Raw genomic sequence first — 21,873 nt, 5'->3', positions numbered from 1 at the left:
GCGATCAGGCGTGGACCCAGACCTCGGTGCCGCGTGCGGTCCAGTCGTAGACGAACTTCGCGTCGTCGTTCCACATGTTCACGCAGCCGTGACTCTGCGGAAAGCCCAGGCGGCTTCGGAAGTTCGAAGCGCCGTGGAACGCGATGTCGGGTGCGAACCAGGTGATCCACGGCACGTCCTTCGTGCAGTAGCTGTTCACCGCGGCCGGGTTGTAGCACAGCGCACCCATGTCCTGGACGCGGGTGAAGGCGTTCACGGTGAAGTGCCCGGTGGGCGTCGGCGTGCCGGAGAGCCCCGACGAGATGGTGTACGAGGCGACCACGTTGCCGTTCTCGAAGAGGGTCGCCGTCTGGCTGGAGAGGTCGACCTCGACGGTGCGGGCGAACGTGGAGACGACGGGCGCGACCTCGGTCACGGGCGTCTCGAACACCGCGTTGCCGGTGGCCAGCTGCGTGGCGAAGTCGGAGGCGAAGTTCGAGGTGTCGCCGACCTCGCGCCCCGAGATCCCTGGCGCCTCCTCGCGCAGGACCTTGCCGGCCGAGTTGGTGATGACGGCGCCGTTCTCGGCCGGCCGATTGACCGCGGCGGGAAGACCGTCCACCGCGGCCTGGATCGCGGCCTTGTCGGCGGTGATGTCGTACGCGGCGTTCTCGGGATCGGGTGCGACGGTCAGCCAGCCTGCCAGCGTCGCGCGGTCGATCGGCACCGTGCGCTCTTCGCCGACGTAGAAGCCGGCCGTGTCGAGCATGCCGTTCAGCTGCGCGACGGTCGCGTCGGCGGTCTCGGTCGAGATGTCGGCGGGAACCTCGGACGAGACCGGGTCGAGCTGCACGCGCGTCTCTCCGGCCTCGAAGGCCGCCTGGATGGCGCCCTGGACGGCGGCCACGTCGATCCCCGCACCGGCGACGGCCGGCGTGGAGACATACGACGCGGTGGCCGCGTCGAACGCGAGCGTCGCGTCGGTCGGGTCGGTGTAGAGCTGCGGCGCGACCTCGCGGAGGGCCGCGGTCGCGGCGGCCGGGTCGAGCTCGATCTCGGCATCGGTCGCGGCGAACCACGCGGTGGGGTTCCACATCGGGTGCTGCGCGAACGCGGCGTCGGCGAGTGCCTTCGCGTCGACCGCGGCGCCCAGTTCGGCGCCGGTGACCTCGGCGTCCTCGCCCGCGCCGGTGAGCACCACCGTGGTCTCGGCCAAGCGCTGCTCGATGGCATCGGCCGCCGCGCCAGGCGTCAGCCACCCGACCGGCACGCCGGCGACCGTGGTGCCGGGCGCGATGAGCACGAGCGACGAGACGACGAGCCCGATCACGGCGACGCCGGCGGCTGCGCCGACCCAGATCGCCGTGTGCTTCTTCTTCGGCTTGGGCTCGGCCGGCGCCCACGCGAAGGTGGGGGAGCCGTCGGCCGGAGCGGTCTCGGTCGCCGTGGCGACGGCGCTCGCGGGCTCGGCGGAGAGGTCTGCGGTCGGCGCGAGCGCGGTCGCGACGGCAGGGGCGAGCACGGTCGTCGCGACGGCGACCGTCTCGGCATCGGTGTCGGTGGTGACGGATGACTCGGGCTCGGCCTCCACGGCGGGCTCGGCGTCCTCGTCGGCGGCGGCCTCGTCGACCGGCTCTGCCTCGTCGACCTCTGCCTCCGGCTCGGCCTCGGGCGTCTCTGCGCCGTCGACGATGTCGGCCCCGGCCTCGGCTTCGGGCGCCTCTTCCGCCTCGTCGGCAGCTTCGGCCTCGACTTCGGGCGCCTCTTCCGCCTCGTCGGCTTCGGGCGTCGCGTCCGCCGCGTCCTCGGCTTCCGTCTCCACCTCCGGCTCGGACGGCGATTCCGCGTCCGCGTCGTCGGCGGGGGAGTCCTCCGCATCCGCGGGCGCGACGGAGTCGGCCGTCTCGGCATCCGCCGGGGCCTCAGCATCCGTCTCGTTCACGGCATTCGATTCCGTGGTGTCCGCCGCTGCGGACTGCTCGTCCTCGACGGCCTGCTCGGCCTGGACGGCGTCATCCCCTGACGCCTTCCCTGCCTGCGACTCGGTCGCCAGATTCGTCACGCCACACCCCCGACTGTGATCAACGCTTCCCCCCATGGTAGGCGACGCGCCTGCGTGTCGAGGTCACGGGCTGGTCACGCACGAACCGCCGGTCACAGCAGGAAACCCGCGCGTGCGTCGGTAACGATCCGAACACGGTGCATCACGGTTTTGTAAAGCATCCGACCAAATTGGTCCAGAGACTTGCGAAAAGTTAGTTCGTAAGGTCTACTAACAAACATGCCCAACACGGAAGCGCGGCGCGGCCCTTCCATTATCGACGCGCCGCAGAGCCCCACCACGAATGCCCGTGCATTCGCACCCGGACGCACACTCCGCCAGGGTGCGAAGGTCCTGCCCGAGCACGCACGCGGCCACAACCGCTCGCTCGTGCTCCAGACCCTCTTCCACCAGGGCGCGATGAGCCGCGCCGACCTGTCGCGTGAGACGGGGCTCACCCGGGTCACGATCTCCGACCTCGTCGCTGAGCTCATCGCCGACGGGTTCGTCGCCGAGATGGGGGTGCGCGAGGCCTCGGGGCCCGGCAAGCCCGCGATCCTCGTCGACCTCGATCACGCGGGTCACCGCATCATCGGGCTCGACCTGTCGGGCAGCGACACGTTCATCGGCGCCGTCCTGACCCTCGACGGCGGCATCGTCGCGCGTCGCGAGGTCGCGGTCCCCGCAGCCGACGCTCTCGTCGACACCGTCGTCGAGCTCGCCCGCGCGCTCGTCGCCGAGTCTCACGCGCCCGTGCTCGGCGTGGGCGTCGGCACCCCCGGTGTCGTCGACGATCGGGGAGTCATCCTCACGGCGCCCAACTTCGGCTGGGCCGGCTTCGACCTGGAGGGCGCACTGCGCAACGCTCTGGGGGTTCCGGTCCTGGTCGCCAACGACGCCAACGCCGCCGTCCTCGCCGAGTACACGTTCGGCGGCGCTCCCGACGACGTGCTGCTCGTCAAGGTGGGGCGAGGCGTCGGCTCGGGCCTGCTGCTGGCGGGCCAGCCCATGCGCGGCAGCCGCTTCGCCGCGGGCGAGATCGGCCACGTCACCGTCGGCACCGACGGCGGCCCGCAATGCGCGTGCGGCAAGGTCGGATGCCTCGAAGCCTGGCTCTCGGTTCCGTCGCTGACCTCGCGACTGAACGCGGCGGCCGATCCCGCCGCCCACGAGGGCATCCTCCGCGACGCGGGGGAGCGGCTCGGCATCGCGCTGGCACCCGTGGTCGGCGCGCTCGACGTGTCGGAGATCGTCCTCTCCGGCCCCCCTGAACTCCTCGGCGGCTCCCTTGCGGAGCAGACCGTCGAGACACTCCGCGCGCGCACGCTCGCGCCGTCCGTCGACGAAGGCGTGCGAGTGCGGATGACGGAGCAAGGCCAGGACATCGTCCTGCGCGGCGCGGCCGTCATGGTCCTGTCCGGACAACTCGGGGTGTCCTGACACAGCGCGATTCCCCGGGGGATCCCCCCGGATCCCGAAACAACACGGAGAGCTCCCCGCGGAGCATCCGATCCCCGGATGGGTCACCCGACCCAACCGAAACACCAAGAGAACACCGAAAACGAAGGAAACACCATGAAGAAGACGCTTGGAGCTGTGGCGCTCATCGGCGCCTCGGCACTGGTGCTCGCCGGCTGCGCCGGCGGCAGCGGCAACGGCGGCGGCTCGTCGTCCGAGGAGGGCGCCGAGATCCGTGTGTGGCTGGTCGGCACCGACACCCCGCAGGACGCGCGCGACTACCTGAAGAAGACCTTCGAGGACGAGAACCCCGGGTCGACGCTGGTCATCGAGGAGCAGCAGTGGACCGGCCTCGTCGACAAGCTCACCACGAGCCTGTCGTCGAACGACAGCCCTGACATCGTCGAGATGGGCAACACGCAGGCCCCGGCGTTCACCTCGAGCGGCGCCCTCCTGAGCCTCGCCGACATCGAGGGCGACCTCGGCGGCGACGACCTCCTCCCCGGCTTCGTCCAGGCCGGCAGCTGGGACGGCACCCTGTACGCCGCGCCGTACTACTCGGGCGCCCGCGTCGTCTTCTACAACACGGCGATGTACGAGCAGGCGGGCGTCGCGGTGCCGACCACGCTCGACGAGTACGTCTCGAACGGCGTCACCCTCGCGGGCGCGCTCCCGGGCGTCTCGGGCGTCTACTTCCCGGGCAAGGACTGGTACAACGCGCTGCCCTTCATCTGGGAGAACGGCGGCGAGATCGCCGTGCAGGACGGCGACGAGTGGGACGCGCAGCTGTCGAGCGACGAGTCGCTCGCGGGCCTCGCGCAGGTCCAGGAGCTCATGACCAAGGCCTCGCTCGCCCCGAAGGACGGCGACGAGACCGAAGGCTGGGTGCCCTTCCGCACCGAGCAGTCGGCCACGTACTCGGCTCCGAGCTGGGCCTACTGGTCGATCGTCGCCGACGAGGACAAGCAGCCGACGGCCGTCGCCGACACGACCGGCTACTACGCGCTCCCGGGCATGGAGGGCGGCACCGCCCAGGTGTTCGCGGGCGGCTCGAACGTCGGCATCGCCGCGAAGTCGAAGAACCCCGACCTCGCCAAGAGCGCGCTCGAGATCATGCTGAGCGACGAGTACCAGACGATCCTCGCCGAGGCCGGCCTCGTTCCCGCGCTCGTCTCGCTCGGTGACAAGGTCGCCGCGGCCACGCCGGAGCTCGCGACCGTCATCGCCGCGGCCGCTGCCAACGCCAAGCTCACCCCGGCTTCGCCGAACTGGGCCGACGTCGAGGCGCAGGGCATCATGCAGGACCTGTTCGTCAACATCGCGAACGGCGGCGACATCAAGGATCTCGCCACCGCAGCCGACGAGCAGATCGAATCGATCCTGAACGGCTGACATCACTGAACGGGGTGCCTCGTGCCGCGAGGCACCCCGTTCCATGCCCGCACAGGGCTCGACACAATCTTTTGAGAGGAGGTTCGCCATGACCACCGTCCCCGCAGAGGCCCCGGCGCCCCCGGCGCCGTCGTCAGCGTCACGGCAGGACCCCGAACGTCCGAAGCGGCGCCGCTTCCCGTGGGCGCCCCTCGCGCTCCTGACGCCGGCGCTCATCATGCTCGCGGTCTTCATCGGCTGGCCGCTGGTGCAGCTCGTGATCATGTCGTTCCAGAAGTTCGGCCGGGCGCAGATCTTCGGCGCCCCGCCAGAGTTCATCGGGATCGACAACTACATCGCCGTGCTGACCGACCCCGAGTTCTGGGCGGTCCTCGGCCGCAGCGTCGCACTGTGCGTCGTGAGCGTCGTCGCCACGATGCTCCTCGGCGTCGCGATCGCGGTGATGATGACGAAGCTCGGCGCCGTGATGCGCACCGCGGTCTCCGTCTCGCTCCTGCTCGCGTGGGCGATGCCCGCCCTCACCGCGACGATCGTCTGGGGCTGGATCTTCGACACGCAGTACGGCCTCGTCAACTACGTCCTCACGCAGATCACCGGCCAGAACTGGGTCGGTCACAGCTGGCTCATCGACCCCACGAGCTTCTATGCCGTGGCGGCGATCATCATCACGTGGGGTGCGATCCCGTTCGTCGCGTTCAGCACCTACGCCGCGCTGTCGCAGGTGCCCGACGAGGTGCTCGAGGCGGCTTCGCTGGACGGGGCGGGAGGCTTCGCGCGGTTCCGCCTCATCGTCTTCCCCTACCTGCGCTCGATCCTCCTCGTGCTGCTGGTCCTCCAGATCATCTGGGATCTGCGCGTCTTCGCGCAGATCTATGCACTGCAGTCGATCGGCGGCGTCCGCGCCGAGACGAACACGATCGGCGTCTACATCTACAGCGTGTCCATGGCGTCGGGCGACCTCGGCGCCGGCGGCGCCATCTCCGTGGTCCTCGTCGTGATCCTCCTCGCGATCTCCGGGTACTGGATCCGCACGATGCTGAAGGAAGAGTCATGACCGCCCGTCCTCGCCGCGTCGTCTCGCGCGTGTTCCTGAACGTCGCGGCCCTCGTCGTCATCGTCGCGTCGCTGTTCCCCGTCTACTGGATGGTGAACACCTCGCTGCTCCCGGCGTCGGCCGTGCGATCGACGACCCCGCACTGGTGGCCCGACGAGTTCACGCTCAGCAACTACCAGGAGGCCCTCACCGACGACAGCCTGCTCAACGCGCTGTTCAACTCGGTCGCGGTGACGGGGCTCACTCTCGTGGTCACCCTCGTCTTCGCGTTCCTCGGCGCGGTCGCCGTCTCGCGGTTCCGCTTCCGCTCCCGCACCTCGTTCATCGTCGCGATCCTCGTGATCCAGATGATCCCCGCAGAAGCGATGATCGTCTCGGTCTTCCGCGTGCTCGACGGCTGGTACCTCCTCAACACGATCATCGGTCTGAGCTTCGTCTACATCGCCACGGTGCTGCCGTTCACGATCTGGACGCTGCGCGGCTTCGTCAACGGCGTGCCTGCCGATCTCGAGGAAGCAGCGATGATCGACGGATGCAGCCGCGCGGGCGCCTTCTGGCGCATCACGTTCCCGCTGCTGGCTCCTGGCCTCATCGCGACCGGCGTGTTCGCCTTCATCCAGGCCTGGAACGAGTTCGTCTTCGCCCTCGTCATCATGACGCGGCCCGAGTCGCTCACGCTGCCCATCTGGCTGCGCGCCTTCGTGCAGGCGACGAAGGCGACGGACTGGGCCCTGGTCATGGCCGCGTCGACGATCATGGCGGTTCCGGTGATCGTGTTCTTCCTCTTCGTTCAGCACCGCATGACCAGCGGTCTGGTGGCAGGGGCGGTCAAGGGCTGATGCGCGCGAACGACAACGCCGCCTCCCACGGGGAGGTCGGCCGATGAGGGTCGGACTGGACGTCGGCGGGACGAAGACCGACGCCGTCGCGGTCGACGCCGACGGCGCGATCGCGGGTCGCCTCCGCATCCCCACGGGATGGGGACCGGATGCTGTGGCCCAGACCGTCGTCGACGCCGTGCGTGCGCTCGGCTCCCAGGCCGGCGTCGACCTCTCGGCCGTGCGGTCGGTCGGGGTCGGCATCCCGGGCCAGATCGAGCCGGGCACCGGCCGCGTCGTGCACGCGGTCAACCTCGGCGTCGACGAGCTCGACCTCGCCGCCGCCGTCGGGCCCCAGCTGGGGGTTCCGGTGCAGGTGGAGAACGACGTCAAGGCCGCCGCACTCGGTGCGCATGCGCTGCACACGCGGAGCGGCGCACCGGCGCCGGGCTCGATGGCGTACCTCAATCTCGGCACCGGCATCGCCGCGGGGATCGTCTCGGACGGCGTCCTCTGGCGGGGCGCCCGGGGCACCGCGGGCGAGGTCGGCCACATCTCGGTCGACCCGAACGGACCCCTGTGCCGCTGCGGCCAGCGCGGCTGCATCGAGGCCTTCGCGGGCGGCGGTGCGATCGCGGAGCGCTGGGCCCAGCGCTCCGCACTGCCGGTGCGCGACGTCTTCGACGCCGCCGATGCGGGCGACCCGTCGGCGCGGCAGCTGCGCGCCGGGCTCGCCCGCGGCGTGGCCGCCGCGATCCGGGTGCTGGTGCTGACGGCTGACGTCGATATCGTGGTCCTCGGAGGGGGTGTGACGGCGTTGGGAGATCGACTGATGACGGATGTCGCAGCCGAGCTCGCGGCCAGTGCCGAGGCATCCCCGTTCATGCGCTCGCTGCATCTCGCCGACCGGGTCGAGCTGCTGCCGCCGGGTTCACCGGCCGCCGCACTCGGAGCCGCGCTGGTGGGTGCGGAGGGCGACGCCACACACGACGCACAGGAAGCACTGGTCCATGGCTGAGATCGTCATCGTCGAAGACAAGGCCGCCGCGGGCGCGCTCGTCGCCGACCACATCGCGGAGCTCCTTCGCGCGAATCCCGAGACGGTGCTGGGCCTCGCAACCGGGTCCACGCCGCTGCCCGTCTACGAGGCGCTGCGCTCGCGGCTGGAGGGCGTCGACCTTTCGCGCGTGCGCGGATTCGCGCTCGACGAGTACGTGGGCATCGACCCCGCGCATCCCGAGAGCTACCGCTCGGTGATCACCCGCGAGGTCGTCGAGCCGCTGGGCCTCAACCCCGAGCTCATCCGCACGCCCGACGGCACGCCGGAGGGCATCGAGCATCACGGCGAGGAGTACGACGAGGCCATCCGCGACGCCGGCGGCATCGACCTGCAGATCCTCGGCATCGGCACCGACGGGCACATCGGCTTCAACGAGCCCGGCTCGTCGTTCTCGTCGATCACCCGCGTGAAGACGCTCACCGAGCAGACGCGCCGCGACAACGCACGCTTCTTCGACTCGGTCGACGACGTGCCCATGCACTGCATCACGCAGGGCCTCGGCACCATCCTGCGCGCGCGCCACCTCGTGCTGCTCGCGTTCGGCGAGGGCAAGGCGGCCGCGGTCGCCGGCGCCGTCGAAGGCCCGCTGTCGGCGTCCCTCCCGGGCTCGGCGATCCAGCTCCACCCGCACGCGACGATCGTGGTCGACGAGGCCGCCGCCTCGCAGCTGACCCGCTCCGACTACTACCGCTACGCCTACGACAACAAGCCCGACTGGCAGGGCATCTGACCCCTACGCTGAGGGCATGATCGATGACGCCGACGTCGTGACGCCGGCTGCGACGCCCGCCTCGTAGCCCGCGGCTCAGCGCGCGAAGACCTTGCCGGGGTTGAGGATGCCCTGAGGGTCGAAGACGCGGGTGATCTGACGCTGCAGCTCCCACTGGTCTTCGCCGAGCTCGTCGGCGAGCCAGCGGCGCTTGAGCACCCCCACGCCGTGTTCGCCGGTCAGCGTGCCGCCGAGGCGCAGGGCCGCGCGGAAGAGGTCGTCGGCGGCCGCCCAGATGTGGTCCGGCGCCTCGACGACGCCGAACTCGTCGGGCTCGGCCTCGAAGATGAAGTTGGGATGCAGATTGCCGTCGCCGGCGTGGGCGACCGTCGGGATCACGACCCCGTGCTCGCGCTCGACGCGGGCGATCTCGTCGAACATCGCGGGCAGGGCGCTGCGGGGCACCGAGACGTCCTCGATGAGGGCGGTGCCGAGCGACTCCATGGCGGGGTGCATCGACCGGCGGATCGCCAGCAGCCGCTCTCCCTCTTCACGGTCGTGCGAGACGACGACCGTGCCTCCGGCGCGACGCAGCACGTCGGCGATGGCGTCGGCCTCGGCGATCGCGGCGGGGCCGTCGGTCTGGATGGTCAGCTGCGCCGCGCCCGGAGTCGGTGCCTCGAGCGCCAGGAGCGCGTGCACGGCGGCGAGGGACGCAGCATCCATCAGCTCCATGATCGCGGGCTGCGCGCCCGAGGCGGTGACGGCGGAGGATGCCTCGGCCGCCGCCCGCACGTCGGGGAACGTCGCGGCGATCGTGCAGACCTCGCCGGGCACCAGTCGGCGCAGCTTCAGGGTCGCGCCGACGACGACGCCCAGCGTCCCCTCGGATCCGATGACCAGCGACGTCAGGTCGAGACCCGTGACGCCCTTGACGGTGCGGTGGCCGAGGTGGAGGAGCCGACCGTCCGCGAGGACGAGGTCGACGCCGAGCACCGCGTCGCGCACGACGCCGTACTTCGCGCACAGCAGTCCGCCCGCGCCGGTGGCGATGTTCCCGCCGACCGTCGAGATCGCCCGGCTCGCGGGATCGGGCGCCCACCAGAGGCCGTACGGGGCGAGCGCGGCGTTGAGGTCGGCGTTGAGGATGCCCGGCTCGACGACCGCGAGGAGGTCGTCGGGGCGCACCTCGAGGATGCGGTCCAGGCCGCGCACCGACAGCGAGATCTCCCCGTCTCCGGCATTGGCGCCGCCGGCGAGCCCGGTGCCCGCGCCGCGGGTGACCACGGGCGTGCCGGTGCTTCCGGCGATGCGGAGCGTCTGCTGCACATCGTCGACGCTGCGGGCGTGCACGACGGCGAGGGGGAGACCGGATGCCGCGTGCCCAGACTTGTCTGCGCGCGCGGCGGCGAGCGAGGCCGGGGAGGTGTCGACGCGATCGCCGAGTGCCGCGCGCAGCCGGTCGAGCGCGTCGGCGCCCGGGATCACGACAGGTGCCGCCGGCCGGCGATGAGGCCGGCGGTCACGGCGACCACGCCGAACGCGAGGCCGATCCACGCGTTGCCCATCGACCACCAGGCGGCGGTCGCGGACACGTAGACGAGGAGCTCGACGACGGCGCGGACGAAGGGGTGCACCGCGAACACGGCACGCGGCGACACGAAGAACGCCCAGAGGAGGATCGCGATCGCGGGAGCCCCGACGCCGGCGACGATGTTCCACGGGAACGGCCACATCGTGAAGCCCCACAGCGCGAGGGTGCCGAATGCGAAGATCTCGCACACGAACGCGACCACGTCGATCGCCGAGAGGGGCGCGCGCGTTCCGGGTGCCGGTTCGGCAGGGCGCGCGGGAGTGACGTTCGGCGTGTCGGACATGGCTTCCAGTCTACGGCGGCGTGCCGCGCGCGTCCGCCGGGCTCCGGTGCTCCGGGCCGGCGCTGAGCGCCTCTGACGAGGCAGGACGCGGCGGGTCAGTTGCCGCCGTCGGCAGGCACCGTCTCCAGGGGCAGGGTGTCGGCCGCCTCCGGAGCGTCCGCGGGCACATCGGCGGCGGTGGCGGACGCCATGCGGTCGACGACGCCGCGGCCGAGGCCGTTCGGAAGGCTCACGTTGCGCTTGGTCGTGCCGCTGCCGGCGCCCGTGTTGCCGCCGTTGCCGTTGCCGGTGCCGTTGGTGGGAGTGCCGTTCCCGGTCGAGCCGCCGTTCCCGGTGGCGCCGCCGTTGCCGCTGCCCGTGCCGTTCGTCGGCGTGCCGTTGCCCGAGTTGCCGGTGTTCCCGTTGCCGTTCCCGTTGTTACCCGAATCCCCGGCGCTGTTGCCGTTGCCGTTGCCGTTGCCGTTGCCGTTGCCGTTGCCGTTGCCGTTCCCGTTCCCGTTCCCGTTCCCGTTGCCGTTCCCGTTGCCGTTGCCGTTGCCGTTGCCGTTCCCGTTGTTGCTGGTGTTCCCGTTGCCGTTGTTGCTCGTCGGGTTGCCGTTGTTCCCCTGTGCGTCCTCGTCGCCCTTCGCGGAGCCGTTGCCGGTCTGGCCCGTGGCTTTGCCGCCACCTGACGACGCGGCGCCGCCGCCCTGTGCGTCGCCGCCACCGTCGCCAGAGGCATCGGACACGATGGGCACGTCGGCCGGGCCGGGACCCGGCTCGGCGGGAAGCTGGAGCGCGGTGTCGCCGGTCTCCTCCGGCAGGAGCGCCGGGGCGTTCACGTTCTCGGCCGAGACCTCGTTCGTCGGCGTGGGCGTCGGCGCCGGTTCGGGGCCGGCGGTGGCCGGCAGCATCACGGCCGCGGCGACCACGCCGCTGACGACGACGAGGCCGGCGGCGGCGAGTCCGGAGGCCGCACCGATGCCGGCGACCGCCGACGTGCCGAAGACCGCCCCCGTCGAAGCGACGGCGGTCGCCGCCCCTGCTGCGCCGACCGCCCCCGCCGATCCCACGCCGGCCGACGTCGCCGCACCGGCACCCGCACTCGCGGTCGCACCCGCACCGACGACTCCGCCCGGCGCGATGGTCACCGTGGTGTGAACGACGCTCGACGGCATCGAAGCCAGAGCCACCAGCGAGGTGCCGCCGCCCTGGACTGTCGCGAGATACCCGGCCGTGCCCACCGCGCCGAGCGCGATGGGCAGGAGCACGAGAGCCAGCCGGCTCGAGACCTCCTTGGCCTCGCTCGCGACGATCGAGCAGCGCACGCAGCGGCCGAGATGCTGCTCGAGCTTCGCGTGGTCGCGGCGGCCGAGGTTGAGGCGCGAGTACGCCCCGAGGCGCTCGATGGTCCACTGGCAGTCCGAGCCGTCGGCCACGGACCGCAGGTGCGCCTGGATCCAGGCCTCGCGCAGTCCTTCCCGCGCACGGAACGTCAGCTGGGCGACCGCCGTCGGCTTCATGCCCAACAGCGGCGCGATCTCGGCGGGCTTCATGCGCTCGATCTCGGAGTACCAGAGCACCTCCTGCCACCGCGTCGGCAGGCTGCGGAAGGCTTGATGTGTGAGGCCCCGGTCGAGCGCGGCCTCGCTCTCGTGCTCGGCGCCGGAGGGGTCCTCGACGCCGTCGAGCTCCTCGTACGCGGTCTCGCGGCGCGCGCGCCCCCACGCCGCGGCGGTGTTGCGGATGCTGGTGAAGAGGTACGCGCGGAACGATCCGGTCGGCCCGCCGCCGTGGACGATCGAGTGGTAGATGCGGGTGTACGCCTCCTGCACGAGGTCGTCGGCATCGAGGCTCGAGGTCATGTTGCGCGCGACGGTGACGCCTGCGCGATAGTGCCGCCGCCAGAGCTCCGCGAACGCGTCGGTGTCGCCCGATCGCGTCCGCAGGACGAGATCGGCGTCGGCGTCGGCGACGACCTCCGTCTCGTGCTCCTGCACTTCCTCGTGGTCCATGGATCCCCCAGTTCCGCGGCGCACATCGACGACATCGATCCCGGGTGCGGACCGCGGCTCGTTCCATTGTCGTCGCCGCCTCCGGTTTTGACCAGGGCTGCGACTCGAGTGCGGAGCATCCGTTTCGGTGAATATCCAGAACTCGCGTAATAGATCGGCGGTCGCGCCGTCTCTTTCGTCAGAGTGGCAGGCCGCCTTGTGTGGGGCACGACGGCGGCCGCCCCCGCGGGACTCCCGCGGACAAGGCGGGGCTCGGAGGGATCTCGGGGGAGGGACCTTCGGCCCCGCCTTTCACGTGCGCGCGAGCGTGCTCAGGCGGCGTGCCCGGCGACCCAGACGCGGCGCACCGCGAGAGAGTCGTCCAGCAGCACCGCGTCGGCGGGCGCGCCGACGTCGAGGGTGCCGAGATCGCCGCGGTGGATCGCGTGAGCGGGCTGGCGGCTCAGGGCGTGCGAGGCGACCTCGAGGGGCACGCCCGCGGCCACGACGTGGCGCAGGGCGGCGTCCTGCGTGAGCGTCGAGCCGGCGATCGCGCCGCCCTCTTCGAGCCTCGCGACGCCGTCGGTCACGCGCACCGCAAGGCCGCCCAGCTCGTACCGGCCGTCCTGCGAGCCCGCCGCAGCCATCGCGTCGGTGATGAGCGCGATCCGGTTGCCCGCCACGGCGAACAGCGTCGCGATGAGCTCGAGGTCGACGTGCACGCCGTCGGCGATGATCTCGAGCGTGACGCGCTCGTCGCGCAGGCCCGCGACGACCGGACCGGGGGCGCGGTGATGGATGCCGGGCATCGCGTTGAACGCGTGGGTGAGCAGCGTCGCGCCGGCGTCGAAGGCACGCCGCGTCGTGTCGGCGTCGGCGTTCGTGTGGCCCACCGCGACCGCGACTCCGGCATCGACGAAGCGCCGGATCGCGTCGAAGGCGCCGGGGCGCTCGGGGGCGAGCGTGACCTGGCGAATCGTGCCGCGTCCCGCCTCGAGCAGGCGGTCGACGGATGCCGCGTCCGGCGCCCGCAGCAGCGACTCGGTGTGCGCGCCCTTGTGACCGGGGTCGAGGAACGGACCCTCGAGGTGCGAGCCGAGGACGGTCGGATCGGCGTCGCAGAGGTCGGCGACCATCGCCACGCGCGCGGCGAGGTCGTCGATCGGCGCGGTGATGAGCGAGAGCACCGCGCGCGTCGTGCCGTGGGCGCGGTGCACGGCACGCGCGGTCGCCACGGCCTCCGGGCCGTCGTCGAAGCTCGCGCCGGCGCCGCCGTGCCCGTGGATGTCGATGAAGCCGGGGACGAGGCATCCGTCGCCGCCGTCCACGACCTCGTCGGCGGCAGGGAGGTCGCCGCCGACGCCGGCCGACGAGACGCGCCCGCCCTCGAACAGCGCCCATCCGTCGGTGCGGTCGCTGTCGACGGATACGGAGCCCAGCAGGCGGACGGAGTGGACGAGGGTGCTCATGCGGTGCTCCGGATCACTCGGCGGAGGTCACTCGGTGACCCAGGGGATCTCTTCGGACGGGTGGAAGCCGATGCCCATGCTGGTCCACAGCGGGCCGAGGGCGCCGACCCGCTCGCGGAACGACGCCCAGGTGCGCAGGTCGCTCGCTCCGGTCGCCGGCGACCAGGCGGCCTCGGCGGCGGCGGCGGCGCGGGGGAACGCCATCGTGTCGATGTCGGCGGCCGTGCGGATCGTCTCGGTCCACAGCGGCGCCTCGACGCCGAGGATGCCGGAGTCGTCGACTCCGGGGACCACGTCCGACGGCTCCCACGAGTACGCGCGCTCGACGCTCGTCGGCCCGTTCGCCCAGGTGAGGCCCAACTCGGGTCCGCTCGGGTACTTCATGTCGAGGTAGATCGCGTCGGCGGGGGAGAGGATCAGCTGCGCGCCGTTGTCGACGAACGCGGTCGCCTTCTCGGCGGCGCCCTCCTGCGGCGTGAGGAACCCCCAGTACTGGCCGACCGTGGTGTCGGCGATGCCGGCCGCGGCGCCGGCCTCGTGCCACGCCACGGGCGTCTTGCCGAGGTCGGCGATGATCTCGCTCGCGCGCGCGACGAACTCCGCGAAGTCCTCGTCGGTCGTCGAGAGCGACTCGTCGCCGCCGAAGTGCAGGTACGGCCCCGGTGTCATCGCGGCGAGCTCGCCGAACACATCGGCCACGAAGTCGTAGGTCGCCTCGTCGTGGATCTTCAGCGAAGAGAACCCGACGGCCATGCCGTCGTACGGCGCGCCGACGCGCGGCTCCTCGCCGCCGTAGTCGCGGATGATCTCGCGCATGTGGTCGCTGATGCTCGGGTCTTCGGCGAGTTCGGGGTAGGCGAGTCCGACCGCATGCGTGTGGCCCGGCATGTCGATCTCGGGGACCACGATCATGTGACGGGAGGCCGCGTACTCGACGATCCCGCGGTAGTCGTCCTTCGTGTAGAAGCCGCCCGGGTCGCCGCCGACGGAAGTGCCCGACGCCTTCTCGGTGAGCTCGGGGCGCGAGTCCAGCTGGATGCGCCAGCCCTGGTCGTCGGTGAGGTGCAGGTGCAGCGCGTTGAACTTGAGCGACGCCGCGTGGTCGATGTACGCCTTGACCGTCTCGACGGGATGGAAGTGGCGGGCGACATCGAGCATGACTCCGCGATACGCGAAGCGCGGGGCGTCCTCGATGGTGACGGCGGGCACGGTCCATTCGTCGCCGTCGCGGGCGAGGAGCTGGCCCAGCGTCTGCACGCCGTAGAAGAGGCCGGCCGCGCCGGCGCCGGTGACGGAGACGGATGCCTCGTCCACCGCGATCCGGTACGACTCGGGTGCGTCCGAACCCGCGTCGATCCGCAGCTCGATGCCCGCGCCGTCGCCGCTCGCGAGGGTCAGTCCCGTGCGGGCCTCGACGATCGCGGACAGGGCGGCGGCAGCATCCGCTTCTCCGGTCACCACCGTGGCGGAGGTGAGCCGGAAGGGCTCGCCGGGGCCGGCCTCGATCGAGACGGGGGCGGGGACGACGGCGGGAAGCGACACGGTGTCTCCATTCTGTGCGACCGGGGTGCATCCGGCCAGCAGCGCAGCGGCGAGGACGGCCGCCGCGACGGCCCGTCCTCGTCGACGATTCATGTAAAGAGTCCTAACAAAAGGGATTCGACTCAGCCTAGCGCCTCCTGTTCCGTTATGCTCGGTGTGTCGCGACTGGCGTTGAGGTGGGACACCACCGGGGAGCGACCGACTACGGCATTCGACCGCACGCCTGGGCCGATGTGAATCCCGGCACCCCGTGCCGCGCACCCCGAAAGCCGCAGTCAAGGAGATCGCATGACCGATCAGTTCTTCAACGCCCCTCTCGCCGAGGTCGATCCCGAGATCGCCCAGGTGCTCGACCGCGAGCTCGACCGCCAGCGCGGTTACCTCGAGATGATCGCCTCCGAGAACTTCGTTCCGGTCTCTGTGCTGCAGTCGCAGGGCTCGGTGCTGACCAACAAGTACGCCGAGGGCTACCCGGGTCGCCGCTACTACGGCGGCTGCGAAGAGGTGGACGTCGCCGAGGAGCTCGCGATCCACCGCGCCAAGGCGCTGTTCGGCGCCGAGTTCGCGAACGTGCAGCCCCACTCGGGCGCCACCGCGAACGCCGCCGTGCTGCACGCCATCGCCCGCCCCGGCGACACGCTGCTCGGCCTGTCGCTCGACCAGGGCGGCCACCTCACGCACGGCATGAAGATCAACTTCTCGGGCCGGCTCTACAACATCGTCGCGTACGGCGTCGACCCCGAGACCTCGACCATCGACATGGACGAGGTGCGCCGCCTCGCCATCGAGCACCAGCCCAAGGTCATCATCGCCGGCTGGTCGGCCTACCCGCGTCAGCTCGACTTCGCCGCCTTCCGCGCGATCGCCGATGAGGTGGGCGCCCTGCTGTGGGTCGACATGGCGCACTTCGCGGGTCTCGTCGCGGCGGGCCTGCACCCGAACCCGGTGCCGCACGCCCACGTCGTGTCGTCCACGGTGCACAAGACCATCGGCGGCCCCCGCTCGGGCTTCATCCTCACCAACGACGCCGACCTCGCGAAGAAGATCAACACGGCTGTCTTCCCGGGCCAGCAGGGCGGCCCGCTCATGCACGTGATCGCGGCGAAGGCCACGGCGTTCAAGCTCGCGGCCACCCCCGAGTTCAAGGAGCGCCAGGAGCGCGTGCTGCGCGGCGCCCACATCATCGCCGAGCGCCTGTCGCAGCAGGACGTGAAGGATGCCGGCATTGCGGTCCGCTCGGGCGGCACCGACGTGCATCTCGTGCTCGTCGACCTCCGGAACGCTCAGATCGACGGCAAGCAGGCGGAGGATCTCCTGCACGAGATCCACATCACGGTCAACCGCAACGCGGTCCCCAACGACCCGCGCCCGCCGATGGTCACGTCGGGTCTGCGCATCGGCACGCCGGCGCTCGCCACCCGCGGCTTCGGCGACGCCGAGTTCACCGAGGTCGCCGACGTCATCGCGCTCGCGCTGCAGCCCGGCGCCGACGTCGAGGAGCTGCGCCTGCGCGTCGCGGCACTGACGGCCGCCTTCCCGCTGTACCCCGACTTCCGCCACTGAGTGGAAGTGCCGCCGCGGCGCGGCGGCACCGTCTGGTACCACTGTCGACACGGATGCCGCGGCCCGACGCCGGGCCGCGGCATCCGTCCCGCCCGCCCCGGCGCGAGGGCGCACGACCCACGAGGAGACCCAGGATGACCGCACAGAAGCTCGACGGGCGCGCGGCCGCGGCCCAGATCAAGGACGAGCTACGCGAGCGCGTGGCGGCACTCAAGGACCGCGGCGTCACGCCCGGCATCGCGACGGTGCTCGTCGGCGCCGACCCGGCCTCGCAGCTCTACGTCGGGATGAAGCACCGCGAGTCCGAGGCCATCGGCATGAACTCGATCCAGCGCGAGCTGCCGGCTGACGCCACCCAGGCCGAGGTCGAGGCGCTCATCGACGACCTGAACGCCGACCCGGAATGCCACGGCTACATCGTGCAGCTGCCGCTGCCGAAGCACCTCGACACCGACGCGATCCTCGAGCGCATCGACCCCGCGAAGGACGCCGACGGCCTGCACCCGACCAACCTCGGACGCCTCGTGCTCAATGTCAACTCCCCGATCACCACGCCGCTGCCGTGCACGCCGCGCGGCGTCATCGAGCTGCTGCTGCGCAACGACTACGACCTCAAGGGCAAGGACGTGGTCGTCGTCGGCCGCGGCGTGACCATCGGCCGCTCCATCGGCCTGCTGCTCACGCGCCGCGAGATCAACGCCACCGTGACCCTCACGCACACCGGCACCGCCGACCTGTCGCACCACCTCCGCCAGGCCGACGTGATCGTGGCCGCGGCGGGCGTGAAGCACATCGTCCGCGCCGAGGACGTCAAGCCCGGCGCCGCCGTGCTCGACGTGGGCGTCACCCGCGAGGACGACCCCGAGACCGGGAAGTCCCGCGTCTACGGCGATGTCGCCCCGGACGTCGCCGAGGTCGCCGGCTACCTCTCGCCCAACCCCGGCGGGGTCGGCCCGATGACCGTGGCGCTGCTCATGACGAACGTCGTCGAGGCGGCGGAGCGCTCGCTCGCCTGACGTCAGGCCGCGACGAGCTCGGACCGCTCGCGCGGACGCACGGACTCGGCATCCGTCGCCCCGAAGGACGACATCCCGCGGACCCAGCGCTCGCGGTCGGCCTCGGTGCTGTGCCGCACCTGCGCCAGCCGCGTGACGCCACGGACCTTGATGCCGCAGTACTCCAGCGTGGCGTTGCGCAGCGAGCGGATCGGGGCGTTGCGGTAGACCCATGCGTTCCAGAGCGTGGGGGAGTCCATCGTCATCACGATGCGCGCGCTGCGCCCGGTGAGCAGCTTGTCCCACAGCCGTCCGGTCGGGCGGTAGCGGTAGGCGAAGCCGCGCACGAACACGCGGTCGATCCACGTCTTGAGGGCGCCCGGAAGCGACCCCCACCACTGCGGGAAGAAGAACACCAGGTGGTCGGCCCAATCGACGTCGGCGACGTAGGCGGCGACCTCGGGGGTGAGCGGCACGTCGGCATCGGTGCGCGGCAGGCGCACGTCGTCGCGGACGGACGGATGCTGCGGCACCGTGTCGTTCGCGAGATCCACGACGCGCACTTCGGCGCCGCCGGCACGCGCGGCGTCGGCGTACGACCGGGCGAGGGAGTGGTTGAGACTGGCGGCGAAAGGCGTGCCGACGATCACGAGGATGCGGGGAGCGTTCATGCGAGGGTCTCCTGAGGGTGGTGGACGGCACCCGGGCCGGGCGCCGGCTGTTGCTGGATGAAAGCGGTGAGGACGACGAGCTGGGCGTTCATGCGCGGGGCGTCGATGGGGTCGGCGGCGAGCGAGGGGTGCGTGAGCATCGCGGCGAACTCGCGCTCGAGCACCTCGCCGGCATCGCGCACGAGGGCGGTGCCCTTGTCGGTGAGCGAGAGCAGGATGCTGCGGCCTGCGCCGGGCTGGGATGCCGCGGTGATCCACCCGTCCTCGACGAGCGCGGGCACCCGCTTGCTCACAGCGGCCTTGGTGACGCCGAGGCAGCGGGCGAGCGTCGTCATGTCGACAGGCTCGTGGTCGTAGAGCACAGCCAGGAACTGGAAGTGGTTGAACGTCACACCCCACCCCGCCTGCAGGGCGGAGTCGGCGAACGCGTCGAGCTCGGCGATGAGCTCATGGAGAGTGAAGGTGAGGCGTTCGGACATACCAGTGAGTAAACCAGTTGACTCACCTTAAGTCAACAGGTTGACTCACTGCGTCGTCGTTCACATCGTGTGCTCTCGCCGAGTCGACACGATGTGCACGCGCACGACGTGTGATCTCGGTGAGAGCACATGAAATGAACAGCCCGGGCGATCCGATGTCAGGCGGTGAAGCGCGCGAGGAACTCCCGGGTGCGTGGTTCGCGGGGAGCCGCCAGCACCTCGGAAGGAGGCCCCTGCTCGACGATCGTGCCCGCGTCGAGGAACACCACGCGGTGGGCGACATCCCGCGCGAACGCCATCTCGTGCGTCGCCATGAGGATCGTCGCGCCGTCGGCGGCGAGCTGCCGCACGAGCTCGAGCACCTCGCCCACGAGCTCCGGGTCGAGCGCGGACGTGATCTCGTCGAGGAACAGCACTTCGGGGTCGGTCGCGATGGCCCGCACGATCGCGGCACGCTGCTGCTGGCCGCCCGAGAGGCGGTCGGGGTGCTCGCGCGCGAGGTCGGCGAGCCCGATGCGGCCGAGCAGTTCGAGCGCGCGAGCCTCCGCCTCACGTCGCGGAGTGCGGTGCACGACGCGCGAGGCCAGCGTGACGTTCTCGAGCACCGTGAGATGCGGGAACAGGTTGTAGCTCTGGAACACCGCGCCGAAGCGGGCGCGTACGCGGTTCGCGTCGATGCGCGGATCGGAGATGTCCTCGTCGTCGAGGAAGATCTGCCCGTCATCGATGGGCTCGAGGAGGTTCAGGCACCGCAGCAGCGTCGACTTGCCCGACCCGCTCGCGCCGATGAGCGCGACCACTTCGTGGGTCGCCAGCTCCAGGTCGACGCCGCGGAGCACCTCGCGCTCGCCGAATGACTTGTGGATGCCCGTCGCCCGCAGCAGAGCGGTCACAGGATCGCCCCCGCCTGCTCGCGCTCGCGCAGTCGCGCGGTGTACCAGTCGGTGAGCCGGATGGTGGGGATCGCGAGCAGGATGAACAGTACGCCGGCCACGACGTACGGCGTGAAGTTGTAGGTGAGCGAGGCGACGGATCTCGCCGCGGCGATGGCGTCGACCGCGCCCAGGATGGAGATCAGCCCGACGTCCTTCTGCATCGAGATGAAGTCGTTCATGAGGGGCGGCGTGATCTTGCGGAAGGCCTGGGGCAGCACGACGCGGCGCAGCGACTGCACGTAGCCGAGGCCGAGCGCCCGAGCAGCGAGGCGCTGCGACGGGTGGACGGCCTCGATGCCGGCCCGGATCACCTCGGCGACGTACGCGGAGTATGTGAGCGTCACCGCGATCACCCCGAGCAGCACCACTGGCATGCGCGTGTTCGTGATGGTCGGCAGACCGAAGCCGATGAGGTAGAGCACGATGATGAACGGCAGGCCGCGGAAGAGGTCGGTGTACCCCGCCGCGAGCACGCGCGCCGGGAAGAACACCGGCCCGCGGAGGGTGCGCAGCACGGCGATCACGAGCGCGACGATCGCGACGGTCACGACCGAATAGGCGAGCACCTGAAGGTTGATCAGGAAGCCGTCCCACACCTTCGGCAGCGCCTCGATCGCGACGTCCAGGTTGAAGAACGACTGCTGGACCTTCGACCAGCCCTCGGTGTTGATGACCGTCGCCCAGACGATCGCCGCGAACGCGAGCGACGACGCGATCGCGATGAGCACCGACCGCCGCGAGCGGCGGTGCCGGTAGGCGCGACGGTCGAGCTCGAGCGCGCTGGGCTGGTGCGGGGTCACCGAACGAACGTAGCGGACGCGGTCACTTCAGCTGCGTGACGCCTTCGCTGAGCACGGCGAGCCACTTCTCCTCGAGGGCGTCGAGCGTTCCGTTCTCGCGCAGCGTGTCGACGGCCGCGGTGACGTCCGCGGTCAGCGGGGAGTCCTTCGCCAGCAGCAGGCCCCACTGGTCGGGCACCCCCGCAGCCGGGAGTTCGCCGACCGTGAAGGAGTCGTCGATGTAGAAGTTCACCGCGGTGTAGGCGGTCGGGGTGTCGAGCACGAGGGCATCGATCTGACCGGCCTTGAGCGCGGCGACCGCGTCTTCGTTGGAGCTGTAGAGCTGCGGCGTGGCGGAGGGAGCGATCGCCTCTTCGATCGTCGTCGCGCTCGTGGATCCCGACATCGCGCCGAGCACCAGATCCTTGAGGCCCGCGATGTCGGTCACGCCCTCGGCGGCACCGCCCTTCAGCGCGACCACCGACTGGCTGGCCTCGTAGTAGGGCGACGAGAAGTCGACGGCCTGCTTGCGTTCGTCGGTGATCGTGTACTGCTGGATGTTGAAGTCGAAGCTCTTCGGTCCGGGCGCGATCGCCGACTCGAAGCTGGTCCGCACCCATTCGACGTCCTCGGCGGCGAAGCCCAGCTCCTCGGCGACGGCGTACGCGACCGCTGCCTCGAACCCTTCACCGGACGCCGGGTCGTCGTCGATCACGTACGGCTCGTACGCCGTCTCGCCCGTCGCGATGGTGAGCTTGCCGGGGGTGAGGTAGCCCGCGTCGGCGGCGGCCGACTCGCTGCTCGACGGAGCGGAACCCGAGGCGCAGCCCGTCAGGGCGAGGGCCGCGACGGCGATGCCGGCGGCGGCGATGCGGACGAGACGGATGCTGCGCGACATGGGTGCCTCCAGAAGTCGGGTGTCCACGCGTGCGTGCTGTCGCTGCGCGGATCCCTCCATCTTGGCGAGGGGCCGGGCGGAACGGTCCGCGCGGGTCGGTTTGTTACACGTCCGATGCCGAGGAGCCGGGGCCCGCAGCATCCGTTCCACAACATCCTCGCGCTGCCGGAGACCGGCATCC

19 protein-coding genes and 1 riboswitch are annotated in these 21,873 nt (G+C 71.1%); of the genes, 8 read left to right on the top strand and 11 right to left on the bottom strand.

Annotated features, from left to right (window positions below):
* Positions 1 to 4 precede the first annotated feature (4 nt).
* Entirely contained in the window at positions 5 to 2,041 is a 2,037-nt protein-coding gene (locus ACFC1K_RS09345) for a L,D-transpeptidase family protein (protein WP_375871390.1), read from the bottom strand.
* 219 nt (positions 2,042 to 2,260) lie between these two features.
* Between ACFC1K_RS09345 and ACFC1K_RS09340 the strand changes: the two genes are divergently transcribed.
* The 6 genes from ACFC1K_RS09340 (at position 2,261) to ACFC1K_RS09315 (ending at position 8,532) form a co-directional block, all read left to right on the top strand.
* Complete coding sequence (locus ACFC1K_RS09340; protein WP_082497112.1) at positions 2,261 to 3,460, top strand: ROK family transcriptional regulator; 1,200 nt, start codon at positions 2,261 to 2,263, stop codon at positions 3,458 to 3,460.
* 135 nt (positions 3,461 to 3,595) lie between these two features.
* Positions 3,596 to 4,870: an extracellular solute-binding protein gene (locus ACFC1K_RS09335; RefSeq protein WP_375871389.1), complete on the top strand. Its 1,275-nt coding sequence runs from the start codon at positions 3,596 to 3,598 to the stop codon at positions 4,868 to 4,870.
* A gap of 88 nt (positions 4,871 to 4,958) precedes the next feature.
* Positions 4,959 to 5,924: a sugar ABC transporter permease gene (locus ACFC1K_RS09330; protein WP_310289055.1), complete on the top strand. Its 966-nt coding sequence runs from the start codon at positions 4,959 to 4,961 to the stop codon at positions 5,922 to 5,924.
* Positions 5,921 to 6,763: a carbohydrate ABC transporter permease gene (locus ACFC1K_RS09325; RefSeq protein WP_310289057.1), complete on the top strand. Its 843-nt coding sequence runs from the start codon at positions 5,921 to 5,923 to the stop codon at positions 6,761 to 6,763. Before ACFC1K_RS09330 ends, ACFC1K_RS09325 begins: the two co-directional genes overlap by 4 nt.
* Positions 6,764 to 6,806: 43 nt before the next feature.
* The gene (locus ACFC1K_RS09320; RefSeq protein WP_375871388.1) at positions 6,807 to 7,760 is read left to right on the top strand and encodes an ROK family protein; all 954 of its coding nucleotides are present in this window, start codon (positions 6,807 to 6,809) and stop codon (positions 7,758 to 7,760) included.
* Positions 7,753 to 8,532: a glucosamine-6-phosphate deaminase gene (locus tag ACFC1K_RS09315; protein ID WP_375871387.1), complete on the top strand. Its 780-nt coding sequence runs from the start codon at positions 7,753 to 7,755 to the stop codon at positions 8,530 to 8,532. Before ACFC1K_RS09320 ends, ACFC1K_RS09315 begins: the two co-directional genes overlap by 8 nt.
* Before the next feature lie 75 nt (positions 8,533 to 8,607).
* On the opposite strand, the gene ACFC1K_RS09310 is transcribed toward ACFC1K_RS09315, so the two are convergent.
* From ACFC1K_RS09310 to ACFC1K_RS09290, 5 genes are all read right to left on the bottom strand, one after another.
* Positions 8,608 to 9,999: an FAD-binding oxidoreductase gene (locus ACFC1K_RS09310; RefSeq protein ID WP_375871386.1), complete on the bottom strand. Its 1,392-nt coding sequence runs from the start codon at positions 9,997 to 9,999 to the stop codon at positions 8,608 to 8,610.
* Entirely contained in the window at positions 9,996 to 10,388 is a 393-nt protein-coding gene (locus tag ACFC1K_RS09305; RefSeq protein WP_310289065.1) for a YrdB family protein, read from the bottom strand. Before ACFC1K_RS09305 ends, ACFC1K_RS09310 begins: the two co-directional genes overlap by 4 nt.
* A 95-nt stretch (positions 10,389 to 10,483) precedes the next feature.
* Positions 10,484 to 12,382 carry an RNA polymerase sigma factor gene (locus tag ACFC1K_RS09300; protein WP_375871385.1) on the bottom strand — a complete coding sequence of 633 codons (1,899 nt, stop codon included), beginning with the start codon at positions 12,380 to 12,382 and terminating at the stop codon, positions 10,484 to 10,486.
* A gap of 311 nt (positions 12,383 to 12,693) precedes the next feature.
* Complete coding sequence (gene nagA / locus ACFC1K_RS09295) at positions 12,694 to 13,830, bottom strand: N-acetylglucosamine-6-phosphate deacetylase (RefSeq protein ID WP_375871384.1); 1,137 nt, start codon at positions 13,828 to 13,830, stop codon at positions 12,694 to 12,696.
* Between the two features lie 27 nt (positions 13,831 to 13,857).
* A complete protein-coding gene (locus ACFC1K_RS09290) occupies positions 13,858 to 15,372 on the bottom strand; it encodes a beta-N-acetylhexosaminidase (protein WP_375871807.1) in 1,515 nt (504 codons plus the stop codon).
* A gap of 151 nt (positions 15,373 to 15,523) precedes the next feature.
* Positions 15,524 to 15,608, top strand: a riboswitch (ZMP/ZTP riboswitch).
* A gap of 52 nt (positions 15,609 to 15,660) precedes the next feature.
* Here ACFC1K_RS09290 and glyA point away from each other — a divergent pair.
* Positions 15,661 to 16,935 carry a serine hydroxymethyltransferase gene (glyA, locus tag ACFC1K_RS09285; protein ID WP_310289074.1) on the top strand — a complete coding sequence of 425 codons (1,275 nt, stop codon included), beginning with the start codon at positions 15,661 to 15,663 and terminating at the stop codon, positions 16,933 to 16,935.
* Between the two features lie 134 nt (positions 16,936 to 17,069).
* Positions 17,070 to 17,951 (top strand): bifunctional methylenetetrahydrofolate dehydrogenase/methenyltetrahydrofolate cyclohydrolase, encoded by an 882-nt coding sequence (locus tag ACFC1K_RS09280; protein WP_375871383.1) that lies wholly within the window; start codon positions 17,070 to 17,072, stop codon positions 17,949 to 17,951.
* A 2-nt stretch (positions 17,952 to 17,953) separates the two neighbouring features.
* Here ACFC1K_RS09280 and ACFC1K_RS09275 read toward each other — a convergent pair whose 3' ends face one another.
* The 5 genes from ACFC1K_RS09275 to ACFC1K_RS09255 all read right to left on the bottom strand — a co-directional run bounded on the left by ACFC1K_RS09275 (position 17,954) and on the right by ACFC1K_RS09255 (position 21,692).
* Complete coding sequence (locus ACFC1K_RS09275; RefSeq protein ID WP_375871382.1) at positions 17,954 to 18,601, bottom strand: NAD(P)H-dependent oxidoreductase; 648 nt, start codon at positions 18,599 to 18,601, stop codon at positions 17,954 to 17,956.
* Positions 18,598 to 19,080 carry a MarR family winged helix-turn-helix transcriptional regulator gene (locus ACFC1K_RS09270; RefSeq protein WP_375871381.1) on the bottom strand — a complete coding sequence of 161 codons (483 nt, stop codon included), beginning with the start codon at positions 19,078 to 19,080 and terminating at the stop codon, positions 18,598 to 18,600. The genes ACFC1K_RS09275 and ACFC1K_RS09270 overlap by 4 nt, the downstream gene beginning before the upstream one ends.
* A 158-nt stretch (positions 19,081 to 19,238) precedes the next feature.
* Positions 19,239 to 19,973, bottom strand: coding sequence for an amino acid ABC transporter ATP-binding protein (locus ACFC1K_RS09265; RefSeq protein WP_375871380.1), 735 nt, complete (start codon positions 19,971 to 19,973; stop codon positions 19,239 to 19,241).
* The gene (locus ACFC1K_RS09260; protein WP_375871379.1) at positions 19,970 to 20,815 is read right to left on the bottom strand and encodes an amino acid ABC transporter permease; all 846 of its coding nucleotides are present in this window, start codon (positions 20,813 to 20,815) and stop codon (positions 19,970 to 19,972) included. The genes ACFC1K_RS09265 and ACFC1K_RS09260 overlap by 4 nt, the downstream gene beginning before the upstream one ends.
* Positions 20,816 to 20,837: 22 nt before the next feature.
* On the bottom strand, positions 20,838 to 21,692 hold the full coding sequence (locus ACFC1K_RS09255) for a transporter substrate-binding domain-containing protein (RefSeq protein WP_375871378.1): 855 nt from the start codon (positions 21,690 to 21,692) through the stop codon (positions 20,838 to 20,840).
* Positions 21,693 to 21,873 lie beyond the last annotated feature (181 nt).

It is taken from the genome of Microbacterium sp. NPDC056057 (genome assembly GCF_042266945.1).
In the GTDB taxonomy this organism is placed as follows: Bacteria; Actinomycetota; Actinomycetes; order Actinomycetales; family Microbacteriaceae; genus Microbacterium; species Microbacterium trichothecenolyticum_C.
Note: the sequence above shows the minus strand (reverse complement) of the source record. Positions and strands in the feature narration are given on the sequence as shown.

Excerpts from the sequence above, each read along its gene's own strand:
- ACFC1K_RS09280 (WP_375871383.1), top strand. The coding sequence starts at position 17,070 with ATGACCGCACAGAAGCTCGACGGGCGCGCGGCCGCGGCCCAGATCAAG.
- ACFC1K_RS09270 (WP_375871381.1), bottom strand. The coding sequence starts at position 19,080 with ATGTCCGAACGCCTCACCTTCACTCTCCATGAGCTCATCGCCGAGCTC.
- ACFC1K_RS09255 (WP_375871378.1), bottom strand. The coding sequence starts at position 21,692 with ATGTCGCGCAGCATCCGTCTCGTCCGCATCGCCGCCGCCGGCATCGCC.
- ACFC1K_RS09340 (WP_082497112.1), top strand. The coding sequence starts at position 2,261 with ATGCCCAACACGGAAGCGCGGCGCGGCCCTTCCATTATCGACGCGCCG.
- nagA (WP_375871384.1), bottom strand. The coding sequence starts at position 13,830 with ATGAGCACCCTCGTCCACTCCGTCCGCCTGCTGGGCTCCGTATCCGTC.
- ACFC1K_RS09305 (WP_310289065.1), bottom strand. The coding sequence starts at position 10,388 with ATGTCCGACACGCCGAACGTCACTCCCGCGCGCCCTGCCGAACCGGCA.
- ACFC1K_RS09330 (WP_310289055.1), top strand. The coding sequence starts at position 4,959 with ATGACCACCGTCCCCGCAGAGGCCCCGGCGCCCCCGGCGCCGTCGTCA.
- ACFC1K_RS09325 (WP_310289057.1), top strand. The coding sequence starts at position 5,921 with ATGACCGCCCGTCCTCGCCGCGTCGTCTCGCGCGTGTTCCTGAACGTC.
- ACFC1K_RS09300 (WP_375871385.1), bottom strand. The coding sequence starts at position 12,382 with ATGGACCACGAGGAAGTGCAGGAGCACGAGACGGAGGTCGTCGCCGAC.
- ACFC1K_RS09315 (WP_375871387.1), top strand. The coding sequence starts at position 7,753 with ATGGCTGAGATCGTCATCGTCGAAGACAAGGCCGCCGCGGGCGCGCTC.
- ACFC1K_RS09335 (WP_375871389.1), top strand. The coding sequence starts at position 3,596 with ATGAAGAAGACGCTTGGAGCTGTGGCGCTCATCGGCGCCTCGGCACTG.
- ACFC1K_RS09320 (WP_375871388.1), top strand. The coding sequence starts at position 6,807 with ATGAGGGTCGGACTGGACGTCGGCGGGACGAAGACCGACGCCGTCGCG.
- glyA (WP_310289074.1), top strand. The coding sequence starts at position 15,661 with ATGACCGATCAGTTCTTCAACGCCCCTCTCGCCGAGGTCGATCCCGAG.
- ACFC1K_RS09275 (WP_375871382.1), bottom strand. The coding sequence starts at position 18,601 with ATGAACGCTCCCCGCATCCTCGTGATCGTCGGCACGCCTTTCGCCGCC.